The sequence below is a fragment of the Acidovorax sp. SUPP3434 genome, from assembly GCF_030159015.1.
Lineage (GTDB): Bacteria > Pseudomonadota > Gammaproteobacteria > Burkholderiales > Burkholderiaceae_C > Paracidovorax.
The window spans coordinates 278,856-298,278 of record NZ_BQXL01000003.1; the positions used below are offsets into that span (position 1 = coordinate 278,856).

The window sequence follows — 19,423 nt, forward strand, 5'->3', positions numbered from 1 at the left end:
TGCAGGCCCGTCCGGGGCCCTGCGGGGTTCTCACTCGCGCGGGGACAGGTCCATGAGTTCCAGGGGTGCCGGCCGGCCGAATTGGTAGCCCTGGGCCTGGGCGCAGCCCATGGCGCGCAATTGGCGGGCCTCGCCCTCGGTTTCCACGCCCTCGGCCACCACGGCCACGCCGAACCCCTTGGCGATGTGGAGCACGGCGGTCACGATGGCCGCGTCCTGGGGCGAATGCAGCAGGTTGCGCACGAAGCGCTGGTCGATCTTCAGGCAATCGAACGGCAGCCGGCTCAGGTAGGCCAGCGAGGAATACCCCGTGCCGAAATCGTCGATGGCGATCTTCACGCCCAGCGCGCGGATGGCGGCCAGGCGTGCCTGCGTCACGCCGTCGTCCTCGATCAGTACCGATTCGGTCAGCTCCAGCGTGAGGTGTTCCGGCGGAAGTCTGCTGTCGCGCAGCACCTGCTGCAGCGTGGCGGGGAAGTCCGACTGGATGAGCTGGCGCGCCGACACGTTCACATGGATGTCGAAGCCCTCCGGCAGGCGGTTCAGTTGGTCCGCAATGGCCTGCGTGGCCGCGCGCAGCACCCAGTCGCCCAGGGCCAGGATGAGGTCGGATTCCTCGGCGATGGGAATGAACGTGCCGGGCGGCACCAGCCCGCGCGTGGGGCTGTTCCAGCGCACCAGGGCTTCCGCCCCTGTGACGCGCCCACTGGCCAGGTCGATCACGGGCTGGTAGTGCACGAGGAACTGGCCTTTTTCCAGCGCCTGGCGCAGTTCGATGGCCAGCCGCGTGCGCTCCATCGACTGCTCGACCATGCAGGGCTCGAACACCACGCACTGGTTGCGGCCGCGCCGCTTGGCCTCGCCCAGCGCGATGCTGCCGTTGCGCAGCCATTCCGCCAGATGCTCGCCCGCCAGGGAGCCCGCGACCACGCCCACCGAGGCATTGAGCATGACCTCGTCCGCCCCCACGGAAAACGGGGTGGAGAACAGGCCCAGCACGGCCTTGCCGATGGTGTCTTCCGCCACCGCGTGCCCGTCCAGGTGCAGCAGCGCGAACTCGTCGCCGCCGAGTCGCGCCATCAGCACGGTGGCCGGCAGGTGCTGGCGCATGCGCTCGGCGATGGCCTGCATCAGCCGGTCGCCGGTGCCGAAGCCCACGCTGTCGTTGATGGCGCGAAAGGCATCCAGCCCCACCAGGCTCAGCACGGCCCAGCGCGGGGATTTCCAGTCGGCTTTCTCCAGCAGGCCGCGCCGGGTGAGCAGGCGGGTGAGGGGATCGCTCAGCAGTTGCTCGCGCATCTGCTGGAAGGACTGGCGCAGCCGGTCGGCCATCTGGTTGAAGGCCTGGATGAGGGTCGTGGTCTCGCGCAGTGCGCTGGTGTGCGGCAGCAGGCCCGGTTCCCAGTCGCCGCGCGACAGGCGGTTGGCGGCGTCGGCCGTGAGCAGGATGGGGCGCGCCACGCGCTGCACTGCCCACAGCCCCAGCAGCAGCCCGAGCAGGGCGATGCCGCTCGCCGCCAGAATGGAACGGCGACTGATGACGCGCGTGTCGCCCAGCAGGTCCGACTCGGGCAGCAGCACGACGATGCGCCAGTCGATGCCGGGCTGCTGCGTGAACGGGGTCACGCGGGCGAAGTAGCGCTCGCCGTTGTATGCGAACTGAAAATCGATGCCCGCATCGGAGCGGGCGTGGGGCAGGGCGGCGGCGGCGGCGCGGATGGGCGCGCTGGCGCTCCGGCCGGCGGTGAGCCGCTCGCGCTCTCCGCCGCGCGGGGCGGGCTGCTCCGATAGCACCGAGCCGCCTTCGGACTGCGCCACCAGCCGCTGCTCCGTGTCCAGGATGAAGATGTGGCCGTTCCCGCGCAAGGGGTCGTCCCGCAGGAACTGGTTGAGCGTGTCCAGGCGCACATCGGCCTCCATCACGCCCACCATCTGGCCGCTGGCGATCACGGCGGAGGCGGCCGAGATGGTCACATCGGCGCGCTCTCCGGCCGTGGTGTAGATCGGCGACCAGCCCGCCTGCCCGGACCGGGCCACGGGCACGTACCAGGGCCGTGTGCGCGGATCGTAGCCGCGGAACGAGGCCGACACCGCGTCGGGCGTGCCGCTCTGGTACACGTGCATCAGGCCCTCGGTGGAGCGGTCCTTGAGGATGAGCCGAAAGCCGTCCGCTTCGCGGCGCATGCCGGTGTATTCGCCGTCGCGGCTGCCGAAGCTGAGCAGGCTGATCTGCCGCTCGTCGCGGTACAGGGCGTCGAACACGGCGCGCAGGTGTTCGTGGATGGGCCGCATGTCGCCCGGCTGGTACAGGCCGTGGCGGCCGATCGCATCGGCGATGTCGCGCTGGATCTCGAAGGGCCGGGAGAGAAAGCGCGACAGCCGGTCCCGGGCGGTGAGCGTCACGGCGTCCAGCAGCCGCACGCTTTCCTGGTCGATCAGGTGGCCGATCTGCCGCTGCTGCGTGAAGGCATGCAATGCCACGGTGGCCGCGAACAGCACGGCGAACGGGACGGCAATTGCGGTGCGCAGCGAAATCTGCCACCGGCGCATGTCAGGCCCCCTGGTCGGGTGCGAGGGCACCGCGGGTGCGTGGGCACCGTGCACGGTGCGGCCTGGCCCGAGGAGCTGCCGCGGCGGCGGGCGACGCTGCCAGCCGGTCAGCGATCTGGAGGGCGGTTCTGGACATGGCGGCGTGCGGCAGGCGGTGAGCCCTCAGTCCCGGGTGGCGCGCCGCTGCACGCAGGCGACATATGCATCGCCATCGGGCGGGCGGCCGGAACGCTGGCTTTCCCACAGCATCTGTCCCAGGCATTCCATGGCGGCATGGTGCGCATCGAGCAGCGAGTCCTTGCGGGCGGCCAGCAGTTCGACCGCCTGGCGGATGCCGCGGGGCTGGTCGATGCTGCACTGCTCGCTGATCGACAGGTGCATGGACAGATGCAGGAAGGGGTTGGTGCGGTCCGGCGTCTCGTCGTAGTTGCGGGCCAGGGCTGCATCGACATCGGCCAGATCGGCGTGGTATTCGGGGTGCTCTGCGATCCACAGGCTGGCCAGGGTCTCGATGGCTTCCATGGGCTGGCCGGCCTGGGATTTGGCGTACACGGCGCAGAAAAAGCGCCGCACATCGGCTTGGGACGGATTGAACATGGCAGCCAGCGTAGCACGGGCAAAGCGGGTTTCAGGCAGGGGTTGCACGGGAGGAAACCGTGCATTCCGGCATGCGGTGCGCCGCTGCGCCCCGCATCGCCGGCGCGGCCGGCCGCAAGCTGTCAGAAGGTCTCCCAGTCGTCGGCGTTGTGCTTGCCGCCTGCTGCGGGCGTTGCTGCTGCGGCGGCGGGGGGCGCGGCGATGGCGCGGGGCTTCGGGGCGGGGGCCGTGGGGGCCGCGGGGGCCTTGCCCGCCGGCGCTTTGGCGGCGGGAGCCGACAGCCGGGAGGGCGCGGTCTTGGGCGTGGGCCGGGCTGCTGTGGCCGCCTGTGCGGGCAAGGCGGCCGTCGGGCGAACCGGCGCCGAGGCAGGCGGGGCCATTACCGCAGGGCGCGGCGCTGCCATGCCGCTGCCGGGGGCCAGCTTGAACACGGCCACGGCCTGCACCAGTTGGTCCGCCTGCACGCGCAAGCCCGAGGCTGCGGCCGCGCTTTGCTCGACCAGGGCGGCGTTCTGCTGGGTGGCCTGGTCCATCTGCACCACGGCTTCGCCGACCTGGGCGACGCCATCGCTCTGCTCGCGGCTGGCCGCGCTGATCTCGCCCACGATGGCGGTCACTCGGCGGATGGAGGTCACCACCTCCTGCATGGTGGCACCGGCCTGGTCCACCAGGGCCGTGCCCTGTTCCACGCGCTCCACGCTGGCGCTGATGAGGTTCTTGATTTCCTTGGCGGCATCGGCCGAGCGTCCGGCCAGGCTGCGCACCTCGCTGGCCACCACGGCAAAGCCGCGCCCCTGCTCGCCCGCGCGGGCGGCTTCCACGGCGGCGTTGAGCGCCAGGATGTTGGTCTGGAAGGCAATGCCGTCGATCACGGAGATGATGTCCGAGATCTTGCGCGAGCTGTCGTTGATGCCCTTCATGGTGTCCACCACCTGGTTGACCACCTCGCCGCCCTTCACCGCGACGTCGCTCGCATCCTGCGCGAGCTGGTTGGCCTGGCGGGCGTTGTCGGCGTTCTGGCGCACGGTGCTGCCCAGTTCCTCCATCGATGCGGCGGTCTCTTCCAGGGCCGAGGCCTGCTGCTCGGTGCGCTGGCTCAGGTCGTTGTTGCCCTGGGCGATCTCCGCGCTGGCGTTGGCCACGCTCTCGGCATTGCCGCGCACGGTGCCCACGGTCTGCACCAGGTTGCTCTGCATGCGCTGCAGGGCGGTCAGCAGGGCGCCGGTTTCGTCCCTGGATTGCGCCACGATCGGCACGCTCAGGTTGCCGTCGGCCACGCGGTCGGCGGCGTCCACGGCGTCCTGCAAGGGCACCGTGACGGAACGGGTGATGAAGAAGGCACAGGCCGCGCCGAGCAGCGCGGCGATGAGCGCCACGGCCCAGACGATCATGCGGGCACTGAGGTACGCGGCGTGGGTTTTTGCGCCACCTTCCTGCATGTTCTTTTCTTGAAGGTCCACCATCTTCTTCAGCGTGGCCAGATAGGTGCCCTGCAAGGCAAATCGGGGGCCGAACAGCAGCTGTCGCGCCTCGTCTTTCTGGTTTTGCAGGCCGAGCGCCGCCACCTCCTGGCTGAAGGCGACGTAGGCTGCGCGCTGGGTCTTGATGTCCTGGATGAGGGCGCGTTCTTCCGGGGTGTCGGCCAGCTTTTCCAGCGTTTCGATGATCGCCGTACCTGCGGGGCCGTTCCGGTCCAGCGCCGCCTTGTGGGGCGCCATGGCCTGTTCATCGGGCAGGATGATGAGGTTGCGCACGGCGCGGGCCGTGTCCATGGTGAGATAGGACAGTTGCTGGCTGGCCACGGCTTTGGGATACAGATCGTTGATGACGTTTTGAGACCCGTCGTCCTGCTCTGCCAGGCGAACCAGACTCACGCCGGTGATGATCGCCATGAGCAGAAGCACCACGCCGAAGCCGAGGCCCAGACGGGCACCCAGTTTGAGATTTTTCATGAAAGGGCTACTTGGAAATGACCGATGGGAGGCTGGCAACGGCAGGTCGCCAATTTGTCATTAATCGTAACCACTAATTGCCAAGGCCCTTGGAAGCTGCCCTTTTTTTGGCGGCTTCATCGGTGGGCTGTGGGGAAAATTCCACAGCGGCCCGCCGTTCAGCGGCGCGTGCCCAGCGTGCGCGAGATGGCTTCGGCCGCCTTGAGCAGGGCCGGCAGTAACTCGGTCTGCATCATCTCGGCGCTGGTCCGGTTGGCCTGCCCGCTGATGTTGAGCGCCGCCACCGTCTCCCCGGCCCGGTTGCGCAGCGGCGCGGCGACCGAGATCAGGCCCTCTTCCAGTTCCTGGTTGATCAGGCACCAGCCCTGCGCGCGGGCCTGGCGCACGGCAGCGAGCAGGGCGTCGTCGTCCAGCAGGGTGTGGGGTGTGAGCCGCTGGCGCGGCACCTTCGGCAGCAGCGCCACCACGTCGGCATCGGGCTGGCCGGCCAGCAGCACGCGGCCCATCGACGTCCAGAAGGCGGGCAGGCGAGAGCCCACGCCCAGGTTGGTGCTCATGATCTTGTGGGTGTGCACGCGCAGCACGTAGACGATGTCGCTGCCGTCCAGCACGGCGGCCGAGCAGGATTCGTGCACCTGGTCCACTAGCGCTTCCATCGTCGGCTCGGCCAGATCCCAGATCGGCATGGACGACAGGTAGGCAAAGCCCAGGTCCAGGATGCGTGGGGTCAGCCGGAACAGCCGCCCATCGCTTTCCACGTACCCGAGCGTCTGCAAGGTGAGCAGGATGCGCCGCGCCCCGGCGCGCGTGAGGCCCGTGCGGGCGGCCACTTCGCTCAGCGTCTGCTGCGGCGCGGTGGCGCTGAACGAGCGGATCACCTCCAGCCCACGGGCGAACGACTGCACATAGCTGTCGCCCGGCCTAGGGTTATCACCAGTCTCCGCGGGGGTATCGCTCATAAGCATTTGGTCCTAAAATTCATTATACGAACATTTGTTCTATATGCGAACAAATGCCTAGCCGCTCCGGCGGGACCCGAATTCTCACCTTTAGGCTCTCCTTTCCCCATGATCAACAAGATTGCGGATTCCGTGGCCCAGGCCCTGTCGGGCATTCAGGATGGCGCCACCGTGCTGATCGGCGGCTTCGGCACCGCCGGCATTCCCGGCGAACTGATCGACGGGCTGATCGAGCAGGGCGCGCGCGACCTCACCGTGGTGAACAACAACGCCGGCAACGCCGAAGCGGGCCTGGCCGCGCTGCTCAAGGCCGGCCGGGTGCGCAAGATCATCTGCAGCTTTCCGCGCCAGGTGGACAGCCACGTGTTCGACGGCCTGTACCGCTCCGGCCAGCTGGAGCTGGAACTGGTGCCCCAGGGCAACCTGGCCGAGCGCCTTCGCGCGGCCGGGGCGGGCATCGGCGCCTTCTTCTGTCCCACGGGCTACGGCACGGAGCTGGCCAAGGGCAAGGAAACGCGCGAGATCGGCGGCAAGCAGTACGTGCTGGAGTACCCCATCCAGGGCGACGTGGCGCTGATCAAGGCCGAGCGGGGCGACCGCTGGGGCAACCTCACCTACCGCATGTCCGCCCGCAACTTCGGCCCGGTGATGGCGACCGCCGCGCGGCGCACGGTGGCCACGGTGCACGAGGTGGTGGAGCTGGGCGCGCTCGACCCCGAGGCCATCGTCACGCCCGGCATCTACGTGAGCCACGTGGTGCGGATCGACCGCGTGGCCACGCAGGCCGGCGGCTTCAAGAAGTCAGCATAAAAATGGCCCCCAGCGCAACAGGAGCTAGCGTGAGCAGCTATCAAAAAAGAAGCAAAGACGAACTGGCCGCCCGCGTGGCGCAGGACATCCACGACGGTGCCTACGTCAACCTGGGCATCGGCCAGCCCACGCTGGTGGCCAATCACATTCCGCCGGGCCGCGAAGTCATCCTGCAAAGCGAGAACGGCATCCTGGGCATGGGCCCGGCGCCGGCCGCGGGCGACGAGGACTACGACCTCATCAACGCCGGAAAGCAACCCGTCACGCTGCTGGCGGGCGGTGCGTACTTCCACCATGCCGACAGCTTCGCCATGATGCGCGGCGGCCACCTGGACATCTGCGTGCTGGGCGCTTTCCAGGTCAGCGCCACGGGCGATCTGGCCAACTGGAGCACGGGCGAGCCCGGCGCCATCCCCGCCGTGGGCGGCGCCATGGACCTGGCCATCGGTGCCAAGCAGACCTGGGTGATGATGGACCTGCTCACCAAGCAGGGCCAGTCCAAGGTCGTGCCGCAATGCACCTACCCGCTGACCGGCATCGGCTGCGTCAAGCGCATCTACAGCGACCTGGCCACGCTGGCCTGCACGCCCGAGGGCCTGGTGCTCATCGATGCCGTGCCGGGCCTCGACCATGCCGAACTCGAACGCCTCGTGGGCCTGCCCATCCGGCCATCGCACGCCTGACACCGGCCGCCGCGGCGCCTTTCCCGACCAACACCCTGGAGACAAAGACCATGACGCAAGCCTTCATCTGCGACGCCATCCGCACGCCCTTCGGCCGCTACGGCGGTGCCCTGTCCAGCGTGCGCACCGACGACCTGGGCGCCATCCCGCTCAAGGCGCTGATGGCCCGCAACCCGAATGTGGACTGGGCCGCCGTGGTGGACGTGCTCTACGGCTGCGCCAACCAGGCCGGCGAAGACAACCGCAACGTCGCCCGCATGTCCGCGCTGCTGGCCGGCCTGCCGATCGACGTGCCCGGCGCCACCATCAACCGCCTGTGCGGCTCGGGCCTGGACGCCGTGGGCACGGCCGCGCGCGCCATCAAGTCCGGCGAAGCGGGCCTGATGATCGCCGGCGGCGTGGAGAGCATGAGCCGCGCCCCCTTCGTGATGCCGAAGGCCGAAACCGCCTTCAGCCGCGCCAATGCGGTGTACGACACCACCATCGGCTGGCGCTTCGTCAACAAGCTCATGAAGGTGCAGTACGGCGTGGATTCGATGCCCGAGACGGCCGAGAACGTGGCCGACGACTACGGCATCGAGCGCGAAGCGCAGGACCGCATGGCGCTCGCCAGCCAGCGCAAGGCCGTGGCCGCCCAGCAGGCCGGCCACCTGGCGCGCGAGATCACGCCCGTGCAGGTGCCGCAGAAGAAGGGCGAGCCCGTCACCGTGGACCAGGACGAGCACCCGCGCGAGACCAGCCTGGAAGCGCTGGCCAAGCTCAAGCCCGTGGTGCGCGAGGGCGGCACGGTGACGGCCGGCAACGCCAGCGGCGTGAACGACGGCGCCTGCGCGCTGCTGCTGGCCGACGAGGCGAGCGCCGCCCGGCACGGCCTCACGCCGAAGGCCCGCGTGGTCGGCATGGCCACGGCCGGCGTGGCCCCGCGCGTGATGGGCATCGGCCCGGCGCCGGCCACGCAGAAGGTGTTGCAGCTGACGGGCCTCACGCTCGATCAGCTCGATGTGATCGAACTCAACGAGGCCTTCGCCGCGCAAGGCATCGCCGTGCTGCGCCAGCTGGGCCTGCAGGACGACGACGCGCGCGTGAACGCCTGGGGCGGCGCCATCGCGCTGGGCCATCCGCTGGGCGCCAGCGGCGCGCGCCTTGCCACCACGGCCGTGAACCGCCTGCATGCCACGGGGGGGCGCTACGCGCTGGCCACCATGTGCATCGGCGTGGGGCAGGGCATCGCCGTGGTGCTTGAACGCGTCTGATCGGCCCGCTGCGAAACCCCAGGAAATCAAGCCCGTGTCCACTGCCACCCTCCACACCCCCGCCGGCGCCTTCCGCGTGCGCCTCGACGGCCCCGAAGGCGCACCCGTGCTGGTGCTCTCCAACTCCCTGGGCACCACCCTGGAGATGTGGGACGCGCAAGCCGCGCGCTTCGCCACCACGCACCGCGTGCTGCGCTACGACACGCGCGGCCACGGCGCGAGCGTGGCCTCGCCCGGCCCGTACACGGTCGACCAGCTGGGCAGCGACGTGCTGGCGCTGCTCGACGCGCTGGCCATCGAGCGCGCCAGCTTCTGCGGCATCTCGATGGGCGGCCTCACCGGCCTGTGGCTGGGCGTGAATGCCCCCGCGCGGCTGGACCACCTGGTGGTGGCCAACAGCGCCGCGAAGATCGGCACGGCCGAGGGCTGGACATCGCGCGCCGCGCTGGTCCGCGAGAAGGGCACGGCGGCCATGGCCGAACTGGCCGCATCGTCGCCCAGCCGCTGGTTCACCGATGCCTTCGTGGCTGCGCAGCCCGCCGTGGTGCAGCGTGCCCAGGGCTGGATCGCCGGCATTGCCCCCGAGGGCTATGCCGCCTGCTGCGAGGCCCTGGCCCAGGCCGACCTGCGCAGTGCCATCCGTGCCATCAGCGTGCCCACGCTGCTGATCGCCGGCACCGTCGACCCCGTGACCACGGTGGCCGATGCGCAGGCCATGCAGGCCATCATCGCGGGCGCGCAGCTGGCGCAAGTGCAGGCCTCGCACCTGTCCAACCTGGAAGCGCCGGCCGCGTTCGACGCCGCACTGGCCGCGTTCCTGGCGCGCTGAGCCGCGGCACGAAGAGAGACCGAGACCGCATGGACCCGCAGCCCACCAACCCCCGCTGGCAGCACCGGCCCGCCGGCTCCACCTGGGGCGACTTCGGCCCCCATGACCAACTGGGCCGCCTGAACCTGCTCACGCCCGAAAAGGTGCGCCAGGGCGTGGCCGAAGTGCAAGAGGGCCTGGCCTTCGCGCTGAGCCTGCCGCTGGACTATCCCGGCGGCAACGCCCTCAACCCCAATCGCCAGCCGCCCGTGCTGCGGCCGCTGCTGCGCAAGGGGCTGGTCAACTTCAACTGCCTGCTGGGTGCGCTGGAGCCGGGCCGCACCGACGTGCTGTCGGACGACCTGGCCATCCTGCACCTGCAGTACTCCACGCAGTGGGATGGCCTGGCGCACGCGGGCTCGATGTTCGACGCCAATGGCGACGGCCTGCCCGAAGCGCTGTACTACAACGGCTATGCCGCAGGCCGCGACATCGTGGGCCCGGACGACGTACGCGATGCCGGCGTGCCCGCCGCGCCGGGAGCGGCCACCAGCACATCGGCCGCGCATGCGCTGGGCATCGAGGGCATGGCCCGCACGGGCGTGCAGGGGCGCGGCGTGATGATCGATCTGCGCGCGCACCTGGGCGATGCCCGCACCGTGGTCGGCTACGATACGCTGATGCGCGTGCTGGAGGCCGACGGCGTGGCCGTGGAGCCGGGCGACATCGTCTGCCTGCACACGGGCTTTGCCGACGTGGTGCTGGGCATGCGCCGGCACCCCGATCCGGCCGTGCTGGCGGACAGCTGCGCCGTGCTGGACGGGCGCGACGACAGGCTGCTGCAATGGATCACCGACAGCCAGCTCGCCGCCATCGCCGCCGACAACTACGCCGTCGAGGCCTTCCCCGCCAAGGCGGGCCCGGCCTGCTGCGCCGCGCTGCCGCTGCACGAGCACTGCCTGTTCAAGCTGGGCGTGCACCTGGGCGAGCTGTGGCACCTGACGCCGCTGGCCGCGTGGCTGCGCGCGCGCCACCGCTCGCGATTCCTGCTGACGGCGCCGCCGTTGAATTTGCCCGGGGCCATCGCCTCGCCCGTGACGCCGGTCGCCACCGTCTGAAGCCCTGACCGTCACCCCGTTCCGCGCAGTGCGCACTGCGCGGAAATCCATCCCCTGAAGCCGGCTGACCGGCGTTTGCAATGTGCCGGACCGCCGTGCACACGGAGACTGTTGTGCCTTTCATCATCGAGACCTTCGACAAGCCCGATCACCAGCACGTGCGCCAGGCCACGCGGGCCGCGCACCTGGCGTTCCTCGACCAGCACAAGGCCCTGCTGCTGGCCTGCGGCGCCAAGCTGGCCGACGACGGTAAGGATCTGGGAGGCGGCCTCTACGTGGTGGCGATCGACTCGCGCGAAGAGGCCCAGCGCTTCATCGAATCCGACCCGTTCCACGCCGCCGGCCTGTTCGAGCGCGTCACGCTCACGCGCTGGCGCAAGGCCTACGTCGATGGCCAGAGCTACCTGTAATCCCCACGCGCCCCTGCATTCCCTGAAGAAGAAAGACCTTCCATGACCACTGCACCTGCACGCGAGCGCGTTCTCATCACCGGCGGCGGCGCCGGCATCGGCGCGGCGACGGCCGAGCGCTGCCGCGCCGACGGCTACGAGCCCGTCATCATCGACCGTGCGGTCGCCCATGTGCCCGGCGGCATCCAGGCCGACCTGTCCGACACCGCCGACACCGCACGGGCACTGCAGCAAGCGCTGGCGGGCGGGCCCATCACGCGCCTGGTCAACAACGTGGGCATCGTGGTGCCTGCCGAAGCCGCGGATCAGACGCTGGAGCAATTCGACCTCGCCGTGGCGCTGAACCTGCGCTGCGCGCTGCAGTGCATGCAGGCGCTGCTGCCGGGCATGCAGGCGGCGGGCTTCGGGCGCATCGTGAACATGTCCTCGCGCGCCGCATTGGGCAAGGAGCTGCGCACCGCGTATTCGGCCACCAAGGCCGGCCTCATCGGCATGACGCGTGTGTGGGCGCTGGAGCTGGGCCGCCACGGCGTGACGGCCAACGCCATCGGCCCCGGCCCCATCCGCACCGAGCTGTTCGACCGCGCCAACCCGCCCGATGCGCCGCGCACCAAAGCCATCATCGACTCGGTGCCCGTCAAGCGCGTTGGCACGCCGGACGACGTGGCGCATGCCGTGTCCTATCTGCTCGATGCGCGCAGCGGCTTCGTCACCGGCCAGGTCTTGTACGTCTGCGGTGGCATGACCGTGGGCGTGGCCGGGGTCTAGCGCTTGCCTCCTCGCGTTTTCTCAAAACCTCACAACACCAAAGAGACAATTTCCATGTCGAAAATCACCGCCTTCTTCACCGAACTGATGCGGCGCTATCTGCCCGATCCGTTCGTCTTCGCGATCATGCTCACGCTGCTGACCATGGCGCTCGCCTTCGGGGTGGAAAACCGCCCCATCAACGCCGTGGTGCAGGACTGGGGCAAGGGTTTCTGGAGCCTGCTGGCCTTCACCACGCAGATGGCGGTGATCCTGGTGATGGGCTACGTGCTGGCGGCCGCGCCCATCGTGGACCGCTTTCTCGACCGCATCGCCTCGCACGTGCACACGCCGCGTCAGGCCATCATCGTCGCCACCATCGTGGGCTGCGTGGGCAGCTACCTCAACTGGGGCTTCGGCCTGGTGATCGGCGGCATCATGGCGCGCAAGCTGGCGCTCAAGGTCAAGGGTGTGCACTACCCGCTCATCATCGCGGCGGCGTACACGGGCTTCACCATGTACAGCCTGGGTTTCTCGGCGACCATCCCCGTGCTGATCTCCACCAAGGGCCACGCGTTCGAGGGCACCATGGGGCTGATTCCGCTCACGCAGACGATCTTCTCCGCGCCCATCCTGCTGACCAGCCTGGCCGTGCTCATCGCGCTGCCGCTGCTCAACGCCACCATGCACCCCAAGAAGGGCGAGCCGGTCGTGGAACTGGACCCGGCCACCGTGGCCGACACCAAGCCCGCCAGTGCCGAACACCTGCTGGGCGACGAGAAGACGCTGGCCTGGCGCCTGAACAACAGCCGCGTGCTGAGCCTGCTCATCGGCCTGTGCGGCATGGGGTACGTGGCCATGCACTTCATCCAGGGCGGCAACCTCGACCTGAACATGATCAACTTCTTCATCCTGTTCCTCGGGGTGCTGCTGCTGGGCACGCCGATGAAGTACGTGGAGAAGGTCAACGAAGGCGTGAAGACCATCGGCGGGATCATCCTGCAGTTCCCGTTCTACGCCGGCATCATGGCCATCATGCACGGCTCGGGCCTGGTGGAGTCCATCGCGCACGTGTTCGTGAGCGTCTCCACCGCCGACACGCTGCCGCTGTGGGGCCTGGTGAGTTCGTTCGTCATCAACTTCTTTGCGCCCTCGGGTGGCGGGCACTGGGTGCTGCAGGGCCCGTTCATGATCAACGCGGCCACCACGCTGGGCGCCTCGCAGGCGCAGACCGCCATGTCGGTGATGCTGGGCAACGGCTGGAACGATCTGGTGCAGCCGTTCTGGATCCTGCCGGCGCTGGCGCTGTCCAAGCTCAAGCTGAAAGACATCATGGGCTACACGGTGGTCTCCATGCTGCTGGTGGGCGCGATCTACGCCGTGACCATGCTGGTCTGGCCGCACCTGTGACCGCAGGCGCCTCCCTTTCTTTCCTTTCCATCCCTTTTTCGTTTTCAAGGAGCAATCGATGCTGTTCATGGCTGAAATGACGGTGAACATCCCGTCCACGCTGGCCCCCGAAGTGGCCGACGAAATCAAGCGCAAGGAGAAGGAATATTCGCAGCAGCTGCAGCAGGGCGGGAAGTGGCGCCACCTGTGGCGCGTCGTCGGCGAGTACGCCAACGTGAGCATCTTCGACGTCGCCAGCAACGACGAGCTGCACACGATCCTGAGCGGCCTGCCGCTGTTCCCCTACATGCAGATCAAGGTGACGCCGCTGGCCAATCACCCGTCGTCCATCGTGCAGGAATAACGGCATTGGCCGCTGCGCCCCGCTGGCGGGCGCCGCACCCGCCACGCGCCCCGCTTTTCATCCCCATAAAGAGATCCGAGGAAACAACATGACTTCCGTCCGCCCAAGCCTTCGCTTCGCCACCCATCGCCGCACCCTGCTGGCCGCCGCCCTGGTCGTGGCCGCCACCGCTGCGGTGCCCACCGCGTTCGCGCAGGCGTTCCCCAACAAGCCCATCACCATCATCGTGCCCTTCGCAGCCGGCGGCACCACCGACATCCTGGCGCGCGTGATCGGCCAGGGCCTGTCCGCCGAGCTGGGCCAGTCGGTGGTGGTGGACAACCGCGCCGGCGCGGGCGGCAACATCGGCGGCCAGATGGCCGCGCGCGCCCCGGCCGACGGCTACACGCTGTTCATGGGCACGGTGGGCACCCACGCCATCAACGCCGCGCTGTACAAGAAGATGCCGTTCGATCCGGTGAAGGACTTCGCGCCGCTCACGCGCGTGGCCAACGTGCCCAACCTGCTGGTGGCCAACCCCAACCAGCCCTACAAAACGGTGCAGGAGTTGATCGCCTATGCCAAGGCCAACCCCGGCAAGGTGAACTTCGGCTCGTCCGGCAGCGGCAGCTCCATCCACCTGTCGGGCGAGCTGTTCAAGAGCATGGCCAAGGTGGACATGCAGCACGTGCCCTACAAGGGCAGCGCCCCGGCCGTGACCGACCTGCTGGGCAACCAGATCGGCATCATGTTCGACAACATGCCCTCGGCCATCCAGCACGTGCGCTCGGGCAAGCTGCGCCCCATCGCCGTGACCACGGCCAAGCGCTCGCCCGAGCTGCCCGACGTGCCCACCATCGCCGAAGCCGGCGTGCCCGGCTACGAGGCCACGTCGTGGTTCGGCATGTTCGCGCCCGCCGGCACGCCTGCGCCCATCGTGGCGCAATTGAACAAGGCCCTGGTCAAGGTGCTGTCGCAGCCCGAGACGAAGAAGAAACTGGCCGACCAGGGCGCCGAGCCGGTGAGCGAGACGCCCGAGCAGTTCGCCGCCTTCATCCAGGCCGAAAGCGCCAAGTGGGGCAAGGTCGTGAAGGAGTCCGGCGCCAGCGTGGATTGATTTGCTATATTTTTGATAGCGATATGCCATAGTGGAATTTGTGCTGGCGGCATTTTTCATGCCGATGCCGGCCGCTTGAATCGCAGGCGCCGGCGCCGACTCAGCAGAACGCCTGGCGCTGCGCCTTGAGCGCATCGCGGTCGATGCTGGCGTGCAGCAGTGCCATGTCGTTCGCGTCCACGCCGTGGCCGGCAAAGTGCTGCGGCCACTGGTCCACCGTGCGTGCCACGGCCTGGATGAGCTCGATGGCCCGGGCGCGCGGGATGCCGAACTCGCTCAGGTCCGTCAGCGCGTTCTCCAACGTGGATTCGGCGCCGTGCCGGCCGACCACCATGGCCTGGTAGCCCATGTTCTGCAGCGTGGGCACCACGTCGAACGCGGGCGACAGCTCGTAGTACCCGTCCCAGCCCAGCCGCAGGCAGTGGTTGCGCTCGTGGTCGTCCGTGTTGTCCATGAGGATGTTGAACACCATGCGCTGGAACAGCTCTTCGCGCTGGGCTTTCTGCCGGTCCGGATGGGCCTGGCGCCGCAGCACGGTGGCCAGCGCCCCGTAGCTCTCCGCAAGGCCCGCCGCCGCCAGCGCCGTCCGGGCCGAGAGGCAATGCAGCCGCAGGGTCTGCCCGCCGATGTCGAGCCGGTCGAAGCGCTCGATGGTCAGCGCATGGCGCCGCTTGCCGTGCGCATGCCGCGAGGGCAGGGGCAGCACGCCGGTGGTGGCCACGTGGATGCCGGCCTGGGCTGCCAGCGTCATGGTGGCGTGCTCGATCAGCGGCGTGTCCACCGCGTCATCCCATTCGCTGAACTTGACCACGCAGGGTCCTTTGTCGGTCTGCAGCAGTGCCTTGGGTCGTGCGCCGCCCAGCGTGACGCCGGGCTGCACCAGGCGCTGGATGTCCGGCGTGATGGGCGCTTGCGTCTGCACGTCTTCCACGGCTTGCGCCAGCGAGGCCAGATCGCGCAGTTGCGGATAGGGCCCGATGCGCCGGGGCACGTAGTGCTCGGCGGAGGTGGAGATGCTCAGGGCGCCGAAGCGGTCGTCCCCGGCGAACAGCAGCATCTCCAAAATCGACAGGCGCGCGGGCCGGTCGATGTGGCGGATGATGCGCTCGCCCCACCGGTCAGGCCGCGCGTCGTCGATGGCGCCGGGGGCGGTGTCCTTGTGCCCTGCGCTGAAGGTCTGGCCCGCGATGAGCGGCAGGTCTTCGCTGAGCGCGAACTCCCACCAGTCCGCTGTGTAGCTGAAGGTGGCGCAGTTGGGCACCAGTTGCGACAGGGCCACGGAGCCCGTCAGCACGGGGGCGGCCGGGTTGACCAGGGTCCAAACGTAGAGCGTGTCTTGCGGCTCGTAGGCGCGGGGCGTGACCCCTGGCAGCGTCATGGCCGCTCTTTCTTGATGCCGGCGATCAGGGCGGCCAGGCCTGAAGCGGCATTGGGTAGCCGCCGTTCAATCCGCTGTTTTGCTTGAGTGAAGTCCCGCAGGCCTTCATTTGTGGTCTCCACGTTTCTGTTTGGCACAGGAACGCCGCGCAGGGCTTCTCTGGACGCGCCTGGGCCGGATGGGGAAGGCCGGCTCGCCACCGGCTGGGGCGAATTGGATGCCTTGCTGTCAGGCGCTGCGCCTGCCTTCAAGGGGGAGGCCGCGCGCCTTGCTCGGCCTTGGGCCGCTGTTTCCATGCCCCTGTTTTCTTTCCTGGCCGGAGACCGGGGTTTGGGGCGGGTTCTTGCCACTTCGCGCTCCAGCGAGGCGAGATCGTTCTGCGGGGCAATCAGATCGGCCAGTCCCTGCGCCTGGTTGATGATCCACAGGCACATGACATACGACGCCATCGCCACGGAGGGATCGCCCCGTTCGATGCGGGCCATGGTCGGCTGCGACACACCCAGCCGCTGCGCCCACTGCGCCTGCGTTTCCCTGCGGCGCTTGCGGGCGATGACGATGTTCTGCGCCAACTGCTCAATCTGCTGCAGTACGGCCTGGGGATAGTCTGCGGGAGGGGTGTTCTGTCTCGGCATTCATAGATGTTAGTAAAAATGCCTAAAAATAGAAACCTATAAATCAATGGCTTGGCCGCGGATCAGGGCAAGACGGTCAAAAAATTCGCATAGATAGATTATTTATGGGAAAAGATGAATATCTATGAATAAATTGGAGCAAGCGGCGACTGGCCCTAGCGATGCCGGCCCACGAATGGAGCGCGAGCCGGCGGTTCGAGGGGAAGGAGATGGGCACGGCGCGTGGGCGGCAGCCAGTCCCCATGGCGGGCGGCGGGCAACAACGCCCTTCCGCCGGTCTCCATATCTTCAGAAGAAGTACGTCAGGCCCACGCTGAAGCTGCGCGGCAGGGCGGGCGACACCACGTTGGCGTTGATCGCGCCGTCGTAGTAGGCCTTGTCGAACACGTTCTTGACGCCCGCGGTGATGCGGTAGTTGGAGCCGGCATAGCCGATCGACAGGTCCGCCACGGTGTAGGCGGGCAGGGTGAAGGGGTACGAGCCGACCTGCTCGCTCACGTAACGGGCACCGGCGCCCAGGGTGATCTGCGGCATCTGGGGCAGCTTATAGGTGGCCCACAGGGCCAGCGTGTGGCGCGGCGTGAGGTTCAGCGGCAGGCCCACGATGGCGGCGTTGTTGTCGCGCGTGACCTTCGTGTCGGTATAGGTGTAGGCGCCCGTCAGCTTCAGGCTGCGCAGCAGTTCGGCGCCCACTTCCAGCTCCAGCCCGCGTGCGCGCTGCTCGCCGGTCTGCACGCTGAAGCCGGTGTTGGCCGGGTCGGCCGTGGTGACGTTGCGGCGCTTGAGGTCGAAGAGCGCCAGCGCTCCGGTAAGCCCGCCGCCGGGCGCCTCGTACTTCAGGCCCGCTTCCCATTGCTTGCCGGTCTCCGGCGCGAAGGGCGAGCCGCCGAAGCTGGTTCCCGACACGGGCAGGAACGATTCGCCGTAGCTGGTGTAGGCGGCCCATCCGGGCGTGAACTCGTACACCAGCCCGGCCGACAGGGTGGTGGCGGAATCCTTCTGGCGCGTTTGCCGGTTGGCCAGGCGGTCGTCGATCTGGTTGTCCGACCAGTCGCGGCGCAGCCCGACCAGGGCCGTCCATTGCGGGTTGAACTTGATCTGGTCCTGCGCATACAGGCCCATCACGCTGAGCTTTTCAGGCGCGTTGCTGGTATAGGCGGCCGGGCAGGTGGTGGCCGCGCCGTACACCGGATTGAACAGGTCGAGCGCGCCGATGGTGCAGCGCCGCTGGCCTTGCCAGCTGTGGCTGGTGCGCGCGTCCAGCCCGGTCACCAGGCGGTGCTGCACGCCCAGGGCGGCAAACTGCGACAGCAGCGAGGTGTCGGTGGCCAGCATGTCGTCGTCCAGGTACTGGCGCGTGGCCTGGCGGTTCTGCAGGCGCTGATTGGACTGCAGCGCCAGGTTGGAGACGAAGTTGCCGTTGCCCTTCTCCGATTCGTAGCGCACGTTCTGGCGCAGCGTCATCTGCGGCGAGAAGCGGTGCTCCAGCGCGTAGCCGACCGAGGTGCTTTCGATGTCATAGCCGCCGAAGCTCGGATCGCCCGTGTACAGCGTGGTCCGCACAGGGCCGTTGCGGTTGGGCAGCACCGTGCCGTAGGGCGTGATGCCCTGCTGGCGCATCCAGTTGCTCTGGCTGTAGGTGGCGAACAGCACCAGATCGGTCTGCGCGCCCAGGTCCAGCGACAGCGAAGGCGCGATCCAGCGGTCGCGCCGGTAGATGAAGTCGGTCGGATCGTCGCTGTTCGAGACCTGGGCGTTGATGCGGAACGCCGCCTTGCCCGACTCGTTCAGCGGGCGGTTGATGTCGGCCTGCAAGGTGCGCTGGCCGAAGCTGCCCACCTCCACACCCACTTCGCTCAAGGCATCGCGCTTGGGCCGCTTGCTGATGGCGTTGACGATGCCGCCGGGCTGCACCTGCCCGTACAGCACGGAGGCCGCGCCCTTGAGCACCTCGAAGCGCTCGTAGCCGTAGGGCGTGAGGCGCGTCCACATGCCGGGGCTTTGCACCAGGCCGTCGATGAGGATGGATTCGGTGGAGCGAAAGCCCCGGATGTTGATGTCGTCGAAGCCGCGCCGCCCGAAGTTGACCGGGCTCACGCCGGCCACGGTCTGCAGCGCCTGCTGCAGGTTGGCGATCTGGCGCGACTCCATCTGCTCGCGCGTGACCACGCTCACCGACTGCGGGGTTTCCAGCCGGCGCATGGGTGCCTTGCCCGCTGTCTGCGCTTCGGTCGGCGCGAAACCCACGTCTTTCTCGGTGCTGGCGTTGATGCGCACTTCCTGCAGTTGCGGCGTTGCGTCCGCGCCGGCCTGGGCCATGACGGCTTGCGAAAGGCACAGGGCCAGAGGCGTCAGTGCGCAGCGGCGCAGGGTGCGTGCCGGGGAACGGGCCATTGAAAGGCGCAGGAAAGGGCGCAGGAAAACAGTGGCGTAGGCAGGCAAGTGCGCCGCGTCGGAACGTGTGTGGACCATGGAAATGCGGGAGAGGGAAGAGGCGAGGAGTAGGCAGCCAGACCAAGCGACGAGAAAGTGAATCAATTCTAATAAGAATAATTATCATTCAAATTAATATGGAGGCTGCCGAACCGGAAAGAGGCGCCAGGCGGGCACTTCCTCAAGGCGCACTTCGCCCGAACGAAACTCACCGGTATGGCGAAAACTGGACCCGGCGCAT

17 protein-coding genes are annotated in these 19,423 nt (G+C 68.3%); 10 read left to right on the forward strand and 7 right to left on the reverse strand.

The genetic code is table 11. From position 1 onward, the window contains the following. Window positions 1-30 precede the first annotated feature (30 nt). The 4 genes from AVKW3434_RS07645 to AVKW3434_RS07660 all read right to left on the reverse strand — a co-directional run bounded on the left by AVKW3434_RS07645 (window position 31) and on the right by AVKW3434_RS07660 (window position 6,058). Window positions 31-2,550 carry a bifunctional diguanylate cyclase/phosphodiesterase gene (locus tag AVKW3434_RS07645; RefSeq protein WP_284405373.1) on the reverse strand — a complete coding sequence of 840 codons (2,520 nt, stop codon included), beginning with the start codon at window positions 2,548-2,550 and terminating at the stop codon, window positions 31-33. A gap of 162 nt (window positions 2,551-2,712) precedes the next feature. Next, window positions 2,713-3,147 carry a DUF1841 family protein gene (locus AVKW3434_RS07650; protein ID WP_284393307.1) on the reverse strand — a complete coding sequence of 145 codons (435 nt, stop codon included), beginning with the start codon at window positions 3,145-3,147 and terminating at the stop codon, window positions 2,713-2,715. 122 nt (window positions 3,148-3,269) lie between these two features. Continuing rightward, window positions 3,270-5,099, reverse strand: coding sequence for a methyl-accepting chemotaxis protein (locus AVKW3434_RS07655; protein ID WP_284405374.1), 1,830 nt, complete (start codon window positions 5,097-5,099; stop codon window positions 3,270-3,272). A 158-nt stretch (window positions 5,100-5,257) separates the two neighbouring features. Continuing rightward, entirely contained in the window at window positions 5,258-6,058 is an 801-nt protein-coding gene (locus AVKW3434_RS07660) for an IclR family transcriptional regulator domain-containing protein (protein WP_284393314.1), read from the reverse strand. A 108-nt stretch (window positions 6,059-6,166) separates the two neighbouring features. On the opposite strand from AVKW3434_RS07660, the gene AVKW3434_RS07665 reads away from it, so the two are divergent. The 10 genes from AVKW3434_RS07665 (at window position 6,167) to AVKW3434_RS07710 (ending at window position 14,736) form a co-directional block, all read left to right on the forward strand. Continuing rightward, window positions 6,167-6,868, forward strand: a complete 702-nt coding sequence (locus AVKW3434_RS07665; protein WP_284393318.1) for a 3-oxoacid CoA-transferase subunit A — start codon at window positions 6,167-6,169, stop codon at window positions 6,866-6,868. Window positions 6,869-6,897: 29 nt separating this feature from the next. Then, complete coding sequence (locus AVKW3434_RS07670) at window positions 6,898-7,551, forward strand: 3-oxoacid CoA-transferase subunit B (protein WP_284405375.1); 654 nt, start codon at window positions 6,898-6,900, stop codon at window positions 7,549-7,551. A 50-nt stretch (window positions 7,552-7,601) separates the two neighbouring features. Next, on the forward strand, window positions 7,602-8,804 hold the full coding sequence (pcaF, locus tag AVKW3434_RS07675) for a 3-oxoadipyl-CoA thiolase (RefSeq protein ID WP_284405376.1): 1,203 nt from the start codon (window positions 7,602-7,604) through the stop codon (window positions 8,802-8,804). Between the two features lie 34 nt (window positions 8,805-8,838). Beyond that, a complete protein-coding gene (pcaD, locus tag AVKW3434_RS07680) occupies window positions 8,839-9,633 on the forward strand; it encodes a 3-oxoadipate enol-lactonase (protein WP_284405377.1) in 795 nt (264 codons plus the stop codon). Between the two features lie 29 nt (window positions 9,634-9,662). Continuing rightward, window positions 9,663-10,730: a cyclase family protein gene (locus AVKW3434_RS07685; protein ID WP_284405378.1), complete on the forward strand. Its 1,068-nt coding sequence runs from the start codon at window positions 9,663-9,665 to the stop codon at window positions 10,728-10,730. A gap of 113 nt (window positions 10,731-10,843) precedes the next feature. Then, window positions 10,844-11,140, forward strand: coding sequence for a YciI family protein (locus AVKW3434_RS07690; RefSeq protein ID WP_284405379.1), 297 nt, complete (start codon window positions 10,844-10,846; stop codon window positions 11,138-11,140). A gap of 42 nt (window positions 11,141-11,182) precedes the next feature. Continuing rightward, window positions 11,183-11,908: an SDR family oxidoreductase gene (locus tag AVKW3434_RS07695; RefSeq protein WP_284405380.1), complete on the forward strand. Its 726-nt coding sequence runs from the start codon at window positions 11,183-11,185 to the stop codon at window positions 11,906-11,908. A gap of 54 nt (window positions 11,909-11,962) precedes the next feature. Continuing rightward, the gene (locus AVKW3434_RS07700; protein WP_284405381.1) at window positions 11,963-13,297 is read left to right on the forward strand and encodes a short-chain fatty acid transporter; all 1,335 of its coding nucleotides are present in this window, start codon (window positions 11,963-11,965) and stop codon (window positions 13,295-13,297) included. 58 nt (window positions 13,298-13,355) lie between these two features. After that, complete coding sequence (gene catC / locus AVKW3434_RS07705) at window positions 13,356-13,640, forward strand: muconolactone Delta-isomerase (protein ID WP_272565052.1); 285 nt, start codon at window positions 13,356-13,358, stop codon at window positions 13,638-13,640. A gap of 88 nt (window positions 13,641-13,728) precedes the next feature. Then, complete coding sequence (locus tag AVKW3434_RS07710) at window positions 13,729-14,736, forward strand: tripartite tricarboxylate transporter substrate binding protein (RefSeq protein ID WP_284405382.1); 1,008 nt, start codon at window positions 13,729-13,731, stop codon at window positions 14,734-14,736. Window positions 14,737-14,836: 100 nt separating this feature from the next. Here the strand turns inward: AVKW3434_RS07710 and AVKW3434_RS07715 are convergent, their stop codons facing one another. From AVKW3434_RS07715 to AVKW3434_RS07725, 3 genes are all read right to left on the reverse strand, one after another. Further along, on the reverse strand, window positions 14,837-16,114 hold the full coding sequence (locus tag AVKW3434_RS07715) for a type II toxin-antitoxin system HipA family toxin (RefSeq protein ID WP_284405383.1): 1,278 nt from the start codon (window positions 16,112-16,114) through the stop codon (window positions 14,837-14,839). Beyond that, the gene (locus AVKW3434_RS07720; protein ID WP_284405384.1) at window positions 16,111-16,749 is read right to left on the reverse strand and encodes a helix-turn-helix transcriptional regulator; all 639 of its coding nucleotides are present in this window, start codon (window positions 16,747-16,749) and stop codon (window positions 16,111-16,113) included. Before AVKW3434_RS07720 ends, AVKW3434_RS07715 begins: the two co-directional genes overlap by 4 nt. Window positions 16,750-17,037: 288 nt before the next feature. Continuing rightward, a complete protein-coding gene (locus AVKW3434_RS07725) occupies window positions 17,038-19,143 on the reverse strand; it encodes a TonB-dependent siderophore receptor (protein WP_284405385.1) in 2,106 nt (701 codons plus the stop codon). Between the last annotated feature and the right edge of the window lie 280 nt (window positions 19,144-19,423).